This window comes from Streptomyces sp. NPDC057543 (genome assembly GCF_042801895.1).
Taxonomy (GTDB): domain Bacteria; phylum Actinomycetota; class Actinomycetes; order Streptomycetales; family Streptomycetaceae; genus Streptomyces.
Map to the genome: position 1 here is coordinate 1 of NZ_JBHVFF010000283.1, position 11229 is coordinate 11229.

The 11229-nt window shown below is 71.0% G+C and carries 11 protein-coding genes; 8 read left to right on the forward strand and 3 right to left on the reverse strand.

Going from position 1 to position 11229, the window contains the following annotated elements:
• The first annotated feature begins 91 nt into the window (after window positions 1–91).
• Window positions 92–1732, forward strand: coding sequence for a phospho-sugar mutase (locus ACFU8Q_RS33360; protein ID WP_384461402.1), 1641 nt, complete (start codon window positions 92–94; stop codon window positions 1730–1732).
• A gap of 203 nt (window positions 1733–1935) precedes the next feature.
• Here the strand turns inward: ACFU8Q_RS33360 and ACFU8Q_RS33365 are convergent, their stop codons facing one another.
• Both ACFU8Q_RS33365 and ACFU8Q_RS33370 read right to left on the reverse strand, forming a co-directional pair.
• Window positions 1936–2079, reverse strand: a complete 144-nt coding sequence (locus ACFU8Q_RS33365; RefSeq protein ID WP_384461405.1) for a hypothetical protein — start codon at window positions 2077–2079, stop codon at window positions 1936–1938.
• Between the two features lie 291 nt (window positions 2080–2370).
• On the reverse strand, window positions 2371–3816 hold the full coding sequence (locus tag ACFU8Q_RS33370) for an NCS2 family permease (RefSeq protein ID WP_384461408.1): 1446 nt from the start codon (window positions 3814–3816) through the stop codon (window positions 2371–2373).
• A gap of 275 nt (window positions 3817–4091) precedes the next feature.
• On the opposite strand from ACFU8Q_RS33370, the gene ACFU8Q_RS33375 reads away from it, so the two are divergent.
• From ACFU8Q_RS33375 to ACFU8Q_RS33390, 4 genes are all read left to right on the forward strand, one after another.
• Window positions 4092–4769: a helix-turn-helix domain-containing protein gene (locus ACFU8Q_RS33375; RefSeq protein ID WP_384461411.1), complete on the forward strand. Its 678-nt coding sequence runs from the start codon at window positions 4092–4094 to the stop codon at window positions 4767–4769.
• Window positions 4770–4906: 137 nt separating this feature from the next.
• Entirely contained in the window at window positions 4907–5521 is a 615-nt protein-coding gene (locus tag ACFU8Q_RS33380; RefSeq protein WP_384461414.1) for a TetR/AcrR family transcriptional regulator, read from the forward strand.
• A complete protein-coding gene (locus ACFU8Q_RS33385) occupies window positions 5518–6561 on the forward strand; it encodes a DMT family transporter (RefSeq protein WP_384461417.1) in 1044 nt (347 codons plus the stop codon). The genes ACFU8Q_RS33380 and ACFU8Q_RS33385 overlap by 4 nt, the downstream gene beginning before the upstream one ends.
• Window positions 6500–6880, forward strand: coding sequence for a dihydrofolate reductase family protein (locus ACFU8Q_RS33390; RefSeq protein ID WP_384461420.1), 381 nt, complete (start codon window positions 6500–6502; stop codon window positions 6878–6880). The genes ACFU8Q_RS33385 and ACFU8Q_RS33390 overlap by 62 nt, the downstream gene beginning before the upstream one ends.
• 202 nt (window positions 6881–7082) lie before the next feature.
• On the opposite strand, the gene ACFU8Q_RS33395 is transcribed toward ACFU8Q_RS33390, so the two are convergent.
• The gene (locus ACFU8Q_RS33395; protein WP_384461423.1) at window positions 7083–7742 is read right to left on the reverse strand and encodes a PH domain-containing protein; all 660 of its coding nucleotides are present in this window, start codon (window positions 7740–7742) and stop codon (window positions 7083–7085) included.
• 124 nt (window positions 7743–7866) lie between these two features.
• On the opposite strand from ACFU8Q_RS33395, the gene deoC reads away from it, so the two are divergent.
• The 3 genes from deoC to ACFU8Q_RS33410 are packed head-to-tail and all read left to right on the forward strand — an operon-like array spanning window position 7867 to window position 11160.
• Window positions 7867–8829: a deoxyribose-phosphate aldolase gene (deoC, locus tag ACFU8Q_RS33400; RefSeq protein ID WP_384461432.1), complete on the forward strand. Its 963-nt coding sequence runs from the start codon at window positions 7867–7869 to the stop codon at window positions 8827–8829.
• Between the two features lie 5 nt (window positions 8830–8834).
• Complete coding sequence (locus ACFU8Q_RS33405) at window positions 8835–10274, forward strand: aldehyde dehydrogenase family protein (RefSeq protein WP_384461426.1); 1440 nt, start codon at window positions 8835–8837, stop codon at window positions 10272–10274.
• Entirely contained in the window at window positions 10264–11160 is an 897-nt protein-coding gene (locus ACFU8Q_RS33410; RefSeq protein ID WP_384461429.1) for an aldehyde dehydrogenase family protein, read from the forward strand. The genes ACFU8Q_RS33405 and ACFU8Q_RS33410 overlap by 11 nt, the downstream gene beginning before the upstream one ends.
• Window positions 11161–11229: the final 69 nt, after the last annotated feature.

An 11229-nucleotide genomic window follows, 5' to 3' on the forward strand; every position in this document is an offset into this window, starting at 1 on the left:
GCTGAAAAGTCAGCCTCGCCGGCGATTGAGGAGCGGGGGTCCGGGGGCGGCGCCCCCGTAACCCACTCCATCCCGCAGAAAGGCGGACACCGTGCAGCAGGAGCTCATCGCGCAGGCCAGGACGTGGCTCGCGGAGGATCCCGACCCCGAGACCCGTGACGAGCTCGCCGCGCTCATCGACGCCGAGGACCTCGACGAGCTCGCCGCACGGTTCGCCGGCACGCTCCAGTTCGGCACGGCCGGGCTCCGCGGTGAGCTGGGGGCCGGGCCGATGCGGATGAACCGCGCCGTCGTGATCCGCGCCGCGGCCGGACTCGCCGCGTATCTCAGGGCCGCGGGACACACCGGCGGGCTCGTCGTCATCGGGTACGACGCCCGTTACAAGTCCGCCGACTTCGCCCGCGACACCGCGGCCGTGATGACCGGCGCGGGCCTGCGCGCGGCGGTGCTCCCCCGCCCGCTGCCCACGCCCGTGCTGGCGTACGCGATCCGGCACCTGGGCGCCGTCGCGGGCGTCGAGGTGACGGCCAGTCACAACCCGCCGCGCGACAACGGGTACAAGGTCTATCTCGGTGACGGCTCGCAGATCGTCCCCCCGGCGGACGGCGAGATCGCCGCCGCGATCGCCGCGGTCGGTCCGCTCGACGGCGTGGCCCGCCCCGACGACGGCTGGGAGATCCTCGGCGACGAGGTCCTGGCCGCCTACCTGGCCCGTACCGATGCCGTGCTCGCCGCCGGATCGCCGCGCACCGCCCGGGTCGTGTACACCGCGATGCACGGCGTCGGTACGTCCGTGCTCACCGCCGCCTTCGACCGCGCCGGCTTCCCCGCCCCGGTGCTCGTCACCGAACAGGCCGAGCCCGACCCGGCGTTCCCCACCGTCGCCTTCCCCAATCCGGAAGAGCCCGGCGCGATGGATCTCGCGTTCGCCACCGCACGCCGTAGCGACTGCGACCTCGTCATCGCCAACGACCCGGACGCCGACCGCTGCGCCGTCGCCGTTCCGGACCCCGCCGCCGACGGCGGCTGGCGGATGCTGCGCGGCGACGAGGTCGGGGCGCTGCTCGCCGCCCATCTGGTGGACCGGGGCGCGGCCGGTGTCTTCGCCGAGTCGATCGTGTCGTCCTCGCTGCTCGGCCGGATCGCCGAGAAGGCGGGCCTCGGCTACGAGGAGACGCTGACCGGCTTCAAGTGGATCGCCCGTGTGGACGGCCTGCGGTACGGGTACGAGGAGGCGCTCGGTTACTGCGTCGATCCGGACGGCGTACGCGACAAGGACGGCATCACGGCCGCGCTGCTCGTCGCCGAGCTCGCCTCCGTGCTCAAGGAGCGGGGGCGTACGCTCCTGGACCTCCTCGACGACATCGCGGTCGACCACGGACTGCACGCCACCGACCAGCTGTCGGTCCGGGTGGAGGACCTCTCCGTCATCGCGGACGCCATGCGCCGGCTGCGCGAGCAGCCCCCGACCACGCTCGCCGGCCTCCCCGTCACCTCGGCCGAGGACCTCGCGCGGGGCACCGCGCAGCTGCCGCCCACCGACGGGCTGCGCTACCACCTCCAGGGCGCCCGCGTGATCGTCCGCCCGAGCGGCACCGAGCCGAAGCTCAAGTGCTACCTGGAGGTCGTGGTGCCGGTCGCCTCGACGGACGAGCTGCCCGCGGCCCGTGCGCGGAGTGCGGAGCTGCTCGCCGGGATCAAGCGGGACCTGGCGGCGGCGGCCGGTATCTGACCGGTCGCGACGACCGGCTTCACGTACGCATCAGGTGCGTGAAGCCGGTGTCCGGGCCCACGCAGGGCTGGAGGGTCAGGCCGCCCCAGTACATGCCGCGGGCCGGGGCGCTGCGGCCGAACAAGCACCGGCGGGTACTTCCGAGCCGGTTGCCACGCGCCGGTGAGGACCGGTCGTGGCCGCTCCTGGCGAAACGCTCTCGGTCAGTGCCTCCCGGCTCGGGTCAGGGCGTCCTCGGCCTGTGCGGCCAGGGTGGCGACGAGGTCGGCCGCAGGCGGGAGATCGGTGATGAGGTCGACCGCCTCGCCGGCCCATACGGGCAGCGGGGGAACCTCGCCTCGTGCCACGTCGTCCTGGTAAGCCCGTTGCGCCCGGGAATCCGCGGCGAGTTCCGCTTCCCGGCCCCGACACCTTCGGCGGTGTTGCGCGCCGGGCCTCGCCCATCCCGGGCTGCTCGCACCGCCCCCGGTGTCGTCCGGGCGGACACGGGAGAGTACAGCCGTCCCGCGCACGCGAACCGCGTGATCGCCCGGCAGACGGGGGACTTCCGGGTGATCAGGCGGACGTGGTGTGTTCACACACTCCGTCACTGATCGTCCCGGGTCGTCCCCCGCTCCGTTTCAGATCCACCACGTCGGCTACTTGATGTTGAGCAGCTGCTCCAGCGGGTCGATCGCGAAGTAGACGAGGAAGAGCGCCGCGGTGCCCCAGAGCAGCCAGTGGACCTCGCGGGCCTTGCCCAGGCACGCCTTGATGACCACGTAGGCGAGGAAGCCGGCGCCGATGCCGTTGGTGATGGAGTACGTGAACGGCATGACGGCGATGGTCAGGAAGGCGGGGATGGCGACTTCGTACTGGTCCCAGTCGATGTGCTTGACCTGGGTCATCATCAGGAACCCGACCGCGATGAGAGCGGGGGCCGCAGCCTGGAGGGGCACGATGGTGAGAACGGGGGTGAAGAAGAGGGCGAGGGCGAACAGGCCGCCGGTGATGACGCTGGCGAAACCGGTGCGTGCGCCTTCGCCGACGCCCGCGGCGGACTCGATGTACGTGGTGGCGGACGAAGAGGAGGCGGCGCCACCGGCGACGGCGGCCACACCGTCGATGAGCAGCACGCGGCCCAGACCGGGGACCTGGCCGCGCTCGTCGAGGAGTCCGGCTTCGGCGGTGACGCCGACGACGGTGCCCATCGTGTCGAAGAAGTCGGACAGGATGAGGGTGAAGACGAGCAGAACGACGGTCAGCGCACTGACCTGACCGAACGAGCCGAACAGATCGAAGTTGCCCAGGAGCCCGAAGTCGGGTGCGGCGACGGGCTTGTCGGGCAGCGAGGGCTCGGTCAGACCCCAGGACTTGATGTCGGCGATCCCGTTGATGACGACGGCGACGACGGTCATCGCGACGATGCTGATGAGGATGGCGCCCTGCACCTTGCGGACCAGGAGGACGATCGTCAACAGCACGCCGAGACAGAAGACGAGCATGGGCCAGCCGGTGAGGGTGCCTGTGCCGATCTGAACGGGCACGGTGGTGTTCGCGGCGTCCGGGATGCGGGTGACGAACCCGGCGTCCACGAAGCCGATGAAGGCGATGAACAGGCCGATGCCGACACTGATGGCCTGCTTGAGGGGTTGCGGAATGGCGTACATGATCGCCTCGCGCAGACCGGTCATCACCAGTACGCAGATCAGCAGGCCTTCGAGCACGATGAGGCCCATCGCGTCGTCCCAGCTCATCAGCGGGGCGATCTGGAAGGCGGTGACGGCGTTGAGACCCAGCCCCGCGGCCAGGGCGAGCGGCAGGTTGCCGCCCACCCCCATGATCACGGTCATCACGGCGGCAACCAGGGCCGTGGCGGTGGCCAGTTGGCCGGCGTCCAGCTGGTGGCCGAACTTGTCCTCGGTACTGCTGAGGATGATCGGGTTGAGTACGAGGATGTACGCCATCGTGAAGAAGGTGGCGAACCCACCGCGTATCTCACGGCCGTACGTCGAGCCGCGTTCACCGATGCGGAAGAACCGGTTGAGCGGTCCACCGGGTCTGGTCGTCGGCGCTTCGGCCGGGGCTGTCGTGCTGGTGTGCATGACTGTTTCTCCTGGACCTGCAAGTGCGAGGGAAAACATGGCAGTGGCGCCGGAAGCGTGTGTCAGTCGGTTGTACGAACACACATACGGCGCCTTGCGAGCGGATCATACGCGGCAGGAACGTGATCTCAATCGCTTTGCGGTATCCATTAGTTGGCCTTCTCGCACCGCCCCTGTCGGTTCCTCCAAAATCACCGACGACCTATCCAGCCAAACCGGGATGCGGGCGACAGCGGCCATGGAGTTCACCCCGGGTGACTCCTTACTCTCGGTCCGTGCATCCACCGCTCCCCTTCAACGCGCGCGCCGCCCGCATCCTGCGCGAGAAACTCGGGATGGCCCCCGGCCACGTCGCTTACGGCATGCGCGCCTCCTACGGCACGACCCACATCACCCCCGACCACATCACCGCGTGGGAACGCGGCACCGCACTGCCCACCGCCGCCGAACTCACCGCGCTGGCCGGTGCCCTGTGGTGCAACCCTCGCGAACTCATGGGCGCTCCCCGCACCTTGCGGGAACACCGTCTCGCCCGCGGACTGGCCGTCGAGGACGTCGCCCGCGCCACCGGCCTCGACCTCGACGCCTACCACCACATGGAAGAAGCCGGTCAATGGACCGGCGACAAAAGGCAGTCGGCCAAACTCGGCGCCCTCCTCAACCTCCCCCCACGCGACTTCATCGCCATCACCGGCCTCGAGGCCGAACTCGCCCGCCTCCTCACCGAAGCCGTCTCCACCCGCTGGCAGGCCCACATCCGCGCCATCGCCCGCCTCGTCTCCACGGACCGCCGCGACCTGCAGGACCCCCTGCGCGACATGCACCACGAGTACCAGACCCTCATGGCCGCCACCCTCAGCCGAGCCGGCGGCACCACCGCCTCCGGCGAAAACGGGCGACGCTACATCGACGACATCGTCAACCACTTCTGGGCCCGGCTCCCGGAGAACTAGGGCCTCTCGTTCGGGTCACACCGGGCTCGCGTGCCCCGGCGTGACCCCAACGAAAGACACCAGGTCCGCGTCCGCACAGGCCATGCCGCTTGATTAGGTAGACTGGTCTACCCAATCACGAGCCACGGGAGGCAGACATGGCCGAGGCGAGCGCCACGGGGCAGCAGCCGGGAAAGCGGCGGCGAGCAGGGCCCGCGCGGGGACGGATTCTCGAAGCGGCGGCGCGGCGGTTCTACGCCGACGGCGTGGCGGCGACGGGGATCGACACGATCACGGCCGAGGCGGGCGTGGCGAAGATGAGCCTCTACAACAACTTCGCCTCCAAGGCCGACCTCGTCCGCGCCTACCTCCAGGCCCGCCACGAGGAGTGGCTCGGCCTCTACCAGCGGCGCCTGGCCGACGCGCGGAGCCCGCGGGAATCCCTGCTGGCCGTCTTCGACGCCTACGCCGACCATGCCGATCTCGCCTACGAGCACGGCTTCCGCGGCTGCGGGCTGCTCAACGCGGCCGCCGAACTGCCGGCCGGGCACGAGGGCCGGGCGGTGGTGCGCCGTCACAAGGAGGAGGTCGAAAGCCTGCTCGCGGCCCATCTCCAGGAGCTGCTGCCCGGCCAGGACGAGCGGGCCCGGGCCACGGCGGAGCACCTGGCGTTCCTGCTCGAAGGGGCCATCGTGCGCGCGGGCCTCGAAGGCGACGGCGTACGCATGCGGCGCGCCCGCGACATGGCGGCGCGTCTGGTGGACGGCCTGTGACGCGGCCTGCCGGGCGCGCCGCCGGACCGGGGGCGGGCGCGCTCGCCGTGCTGCTGGCCTCGGTGCTCTGGGGCACCACGGGAACCGCGGCAACCTTCGCGACACGGGTGGGGCCGCTGGCGATCGGCGCGGCGGCGATGGGCCTGGGCGGCCTGTTGCAGGCACTGATGGCCTGGCGCCGCATCGCGCGGGTCCGCACGGAGCTGCGGGCGCAGTGGCGGACCGTGCTCATCGGGGGAACGGGCGTGGCCCTGTACCCGCTGGCGTTCTACACCTCGATGCATCTGGCCGGCGTCGCGGTGGGCACGGTCGTCTCCATCGGCTCGGCCCCCCTGGCCTCCGCCCTGATCGAGCGGATCGTCGACCGGCGGCGTCTGTCCCGGCGGTGGCTGGCCGGTGCGGCGCTGGGCCTGGCCGGCACCGTGCTGCTGTGTGCGGCAGAGGCGGCACAGGCCGGTTCCACAACCGGTACGGGCTCTGCCGGGCAGACCGTCACCGGTGTGGGGCTCGGGCTGGTCGCGGGCGCGACGTACGCCGTGTACGCGTGGGCGGCACACCGCCTCATCACCCGCGGCATCGCGTCGCGCGCGGCCATGGGGGCGGTGTTCGGGCTGGGCGGGCTGATGCTCGTACCGGTGCTGGTGGCTACCGGCGCGCCGCTGCTCGCTTCCTGGACGAACGCGAGCGTCGGCCTCTACATGGCGCTGGTACCGATGTTCACCGGGTACGTCCTGTTCGGCTTCGGCCTGTCCCGCGTCCCGGTCAGTACCGCGACCACCCTGTCCCTGCTGGAGCCCGCCGTGGCGGCCGTGTTCGCGGTCCTGGTCGTGGGCGAACACCTGCCCGTCCTCGGCTGGACCGGGGTCGTCCTCGTCATCGCCTGCCTCGGCGTGCTGACCGTTCCCTCCCGGCGTCGGCGTCCGACCGCCCCGTCGCAGGAAGCCCGGACCACGCCCGGCGGACCCGGCCCCGCGGCCGGTGGACACCGAATGCGCACGCCGCGGCACGAGGGATCGGGTTCGATCGAACGGGCGCGATGATTTCGAGGCCGTCGTCCGCATCCGGAAGCCGCAGTCCTCCGGCGACGGCAGCCTGCTGGTCGTGGGGAGACCGACGCCCGCCCGCACCCTCCTGGGCGAGGACCTGGTCGATGAACTCCGGCTCATGATCATGCCGGTGATCCTCGGCGGCGGTAACAACCTCACCCGCGATAGAGAGTGGATCAGCGAGCGGCGTCATGCGGCTTCGAATCCAAGGCGGAGGAGGGAAGCGACGCGGAGCGTCGTTGACCGACGACAACGCCGGAGACGGAGTCGCAGGGCGTCGGGAGCCCGCTCTCTATCGCGGGTGAGGTCGTAAGCCGGTCTTCCCCGACGACGGCGCACCGCACACCTTCGAATCGGTTTCGCCGGTCACCAGCGGCACGGGCGTGCAGGTGTGCACCTACCGGTCGGCCGCGACGGGCCGACCCGGCGGACGGGGCTGCCTCGCGACCGGGACCGCGACCGCCGCCGTACGTATGCCGGCGTCCGATCGTCGTACGCGCATGCTCCGGGCCGCCTCAGCCGATCGCGAGCAGCACCACCAGCAGCACCACGCCCACCACCGACGGGGCGATCAACTCGTACGCCCAACGCACCGAGACCGACGTTTCCGAGGACGCCGAAGGCTGTGCGGCCGCACCCGCACCCGCCTTCGCCCGCTCCATCAGCTCGCGGAGGTCCGCCATGGTCTGGTCGGCCGTCGCCATGCGGGACCCGCTGTCGCGGACATCGGCGTGCACGGACGTCCGGCCGTACGGGTCGTCCGCCGACTGCCGGGCCTGCCGCCTGGCGGCCTTCTTCCGCTGCCGCAGCGACACCGGCACCGCCCACAGCTGGTACTTGGCGCCGTCCTCGGTGAACAGCTCGCTCGAATATCCGGCCCGCAGATCGGCGGCCTCGGTCCACGGCACGGTGATCGTCCGGAACGGGTTACGGATCCGGATGCGCTGGTCGTTCGCGTACACGACGGGCCGCAGTGTGAACGCGGCGACCAATGGCACCACGGTCAGCAGTCCGGCCAGCGCCAGCCACGGCACCCGGCCGCCGCCCCGGACCACGGCGTCCCCGCCGATCCAGCAGATGAAGAGAAGCAGCAGGACACCCCCGACGATCCCGGCGGGCGACCGGAAGGCCCGATCGGCGTAGGTCGGCTCGGCGGGTGGTGTGGGGCTCGTCATGGGCCCGATTCTGCCTGACGCACGCAAGGGGCGTCGGGGCGGCCGCCCCGACACTGCGTGACCCTCGAAGGACCCCACCCCCTGTACAGGTCGCTACGCGCGTAGATATGCTCGTCTGGTGACCATGCCCACCACAGCTCCCGCATTCTCCGACGCGACCGCGTCCGACAGTGCGCTGCGCCGCTTCCTGCACGGGCTGCCCGGCGTCGACGCCGTCGGCCTCGAAGCGCGCGCCGCGTCCCTCGGAACCCGCTCGATCAAGACGACGGCCAAGGCGTACGCGATCGACCTGGCCATCTCGATGATCGACCTGACGACGCTGGAAGGCGCGGACACCCCGGGCAAGGTCCGGGCCCTCGCCGCCAAGGCCGTCCATCCCGATCCGACCGACCGCACGACCCCGCGCACCGCCGCGGTCTGCGTCTACCCCGACATGGCGGCGACCGCCGTCGCCGCGCTGGCCGGTTCCGGCGTGAAGGTGGCGTCCGTGGCGACGGCCTTCCCGGCCGGCCGCGCCGCGCTCGACGTCAAGCTCGCGGATGTCCGCGACGCCGTGGCCGCCGGGGCCGACGAGATCGACATGGTGATCGACCGGGGCGCCTTCCTCTCCGGCCGCTACCTCAAGGTGTACGAGGAGATCCTGGCCGTGAAGGCCGAGTGCGCGCGGGCGGACGGCACCGACGCCCGGCTGAAGGTGATCTTCGAGACCGGCGAACTCTCCACGTACGACAACATCCGCCGCGCCTCCTGGCTCGGCATGCTGGCGGGCGCGGACTTCATCAAGACGTCGACCGGCAAGGTCGGGACGAACGCCACCCCGGCGAACACCCTGCTGATGCTGGAGGCCGTGCGCGACTTCCGGGCGCAGACCGGCGTACAGATCGGCGTGAAGCCGGCCGGCGGCATCCGCACCTCCAAGGACGCGATCAAGTTCCTGGTGCTGGTGAACGAGACCGCGGGCGAGGACTGGCTGGACAACCACTGGTTCCGCTTCGGCGCCTCCAGCCTGCTGAACGATCTGCTGATGCAGCGCCAGAAGCTCAGCACCGGCCGTTACTCCGGCCCCGATTACGTGACGGTGGACTGATCCCCATGGCATCTGCATTCGAGTACGCACCCGCGCCCGAGTCGCGCGCGGTCGTCGACATCGCGCCCTCGTACGGCCTGTTCATCGACGGCGAGTTCACCGACGCGGCCGACGGCAAGGTCTTCAAGACGGTGTCGCCGAGCACCGAGGAGGTGCTCTCCGAGGTCGCGCAGGCCGGCGCCGCGGACGTCGACCGGGCCGTGCAGGCGGCCCGCAAGGCGTTCGAGAAGTGGTCGGCGCTGCCCGGCTCCGAGCGCGCCAAGTACCTCTTCCGGATCGCCCGGATCATCCAGGAGCGCAGCCGCGAACTCGCCGTTCTCGAGACCCTCGACAACGGCAAGCCGATCAAGGAGACCCGCGACGCGGACCTCCCGCTGGTCGCGGCGCACTTCTTCTACTACGCGGGCTGGGCCGACAAGCTGGATCACGCCGGTTACGGCGCGAACCCGCGCCCCCTCGGCGTCGCGGGCCAGATCATTCCCTGGAACTTCCCGCTCCTCATGCTCGCGTGGAAGATCGCCCCGGCGCTCGCCACCGGCAACACGGTGGTCCTCAAGCCCGCCGAGACGACCCCGCTCTCCGCACTGTTCTTCGCGGACATCTGCCGCCAGGCCGGCCTGCCCAAGGGTGTCGTGAACATCCTCACCGGGTACGGGGACGCGGGCGCCGCCCTCGTCGAGCACGAGGGCGTCGACAAGATCGCCTTCACCGGTTCGACCGCGGTCGGCAAGGCCATCGCCCGCCAGGCCGCGGGCACGGACAAGAAGGTCACCCTGGAACTGGGCGGCAAGGGCGCCAACATCGTCTTCGACGACGCCCCGATCGACCAGGCCGTCGAGGGCATCGTCACCGGTATCTTCTTCAACCAGGGCCAGGTCTGCTGCGCGGGCTCGCGCCTGCTCGTGCAGGAGTCGATCCAGGACGAACTGCTGGACGCCCTGAAGCGCCGGCTGTCCACGCTCCGGCTCGGCGACCCGCTCGACAAGAACACCGACATCGGCGCGATCAACTCCGCGGAGCAGCTCGCCCGGATCACCGCGCTCGCCGAGACCGGCGAGGCGGAGGGCGCCGCACGCTGGTCCGCCCCCTGCGAACTCCCGTCCTCCGGCTACTGGTTCGCCCCGACGCTGTTCACGAACGTCACCCAGGCGCACACCATCGCCCGCGACGAGATCTTCGGCCCGGTGCTGTCGGTGCTGTCGTTCCGTACGCCCGACGAGGCGGTCGCCAAGGCCAACAACAGCCAGTACGGTCTCTCGGCCGGCATCTGGACGGAGAAGGGCTCCCGCATCCTCGCGGTGGCGAACAAGCTCCGGGCGGGCGTCGTCTGGGCCAACACGTTCAACAAGTTCGACCCGACCTCGCCCTTCGGCGGCTACAAGGAGTCGGGCTTCGGCCGCGAAGGCGGCCGTCACGGCCTGGAGGCGTACCTCGATGTCCGATAACCGTCTGAGCGTCTTCAAGACCTACAAGCTGTACGTCGGGGGCAAGTTCCCCCGCTCCGAGAGCGGCCGGGTGTACGAGGTGACGGACTCCAAGGGCAAGTGGCTGGCGAACGCCCCCCGGTCCTCCCGCAAGGACGCGCGCGACGCGGTCGTGGCCGCGCGCAAGGCGTTCGGCGGCTGGTCGGGCGCGACCGCGTACAACCGCGGCCAGATCCTCTACCGCGTCGCGGAGATGCTGGAGGGCCGCAAGGACCAGTTCGTCCGGGAAGTGGCCGACGCGGAGGGCCTGTCCAAGTCCAAGGCCGCGGCGTTGGTGGACGCGGCGATCGACCGCTGGGTCTGGTACGCGGGCTGGACCGACAAGATCGGCCAGGTCGTGGGCGGGGCGAACCCGGTCGCGGGCCCGTTCTTCAACCTGTCCACGCCCGAACCGACCGGCGTGGTCGCGGTCCTGGCGCCCCAGGAGTCGTCGTTCCTGGGCCTCGTCTCGGTGATCGCCCCGGTGATCGCGACCGGCAACACGGCGGTCGTCATCGCTTCGGCGGACGCCCCGCTGCCGGCCCTGTCCCTGGGCGAGGTGCTGGCCACCTCCGATCTGCCGGGCGGCGTGGTGAACATCCTGTCCGGGCGGACGGCGGAGATCGCGGCACCGCTCGCGTCCCACCAGGACGTGAACGCCATCGACCTCACGGGGGCGGACGCCGCGCTCGCGAAGGAGCTGGAGATCGCGGCGGCGGACAACCTGAAGCGGGTTCGCCGCGGCGACGGTGACGGCGCCTTCGACTGGTCGGCCGATCCGGGCACCCACCGTCTGACGGCCTTCCTGGAGACGAAGACGGTCTGGCACCCGACGGGCGCGCTCGGCGTCTCGGGGTCCTCGTACTGACGCCTCGTACCGGCGCCTGGTACTGATCCGCGCGAGGACGCCCGCACATACGGCCCGCCCGCGCAAACG

Bases quoted from the DNA above. Each gene is read 5' to 3' on its own strand.
- ACFU8Q_RS33395 (WP_384461423.1), bottom strand. From the start codon at position 7,742: ATGACGAGCCCCACACCACCCGCCGAGCCGACCTACGCCGATCGGGCC.
- ACFU8Q_RS33370 (WP_384461408.1), bottom strand. From the start codon at position 3,816: ATGCACACCAGCACGACAGCCCCGGCCGAAGCGCCGACGACCAGACCC.
- ACFU8Q_RS33410 (WP_384461429.1), top strand. From the start codon at position 10,264: ATGTCCGATAACCGTCTGAGCGTCTTCAAGACCTACAAGCTGTACGTC.
- ACFU8Q_RS33380 (WP_384461414.1), top strand. From the start codon at position 4,907: ATGGCCGAGGCGAGCGCCACGGGGCAGCAGCCGGGAAAGCGGCGGCGA.
- ACFU8Q_RS33405 (WP_384461426.1), top strand. From the start codon at position 8,835: ATGGCATCTGCATTCGAGTACGCACCCGCGCCCGAGTCGCGCGCGGTC.
- deoC (WP_384461432.1), top strand. From the start codon at position 7,867: ATGCCCACCACAGCTCCCGCATTCTCCGACGCGACCGCGTCCGACAGT.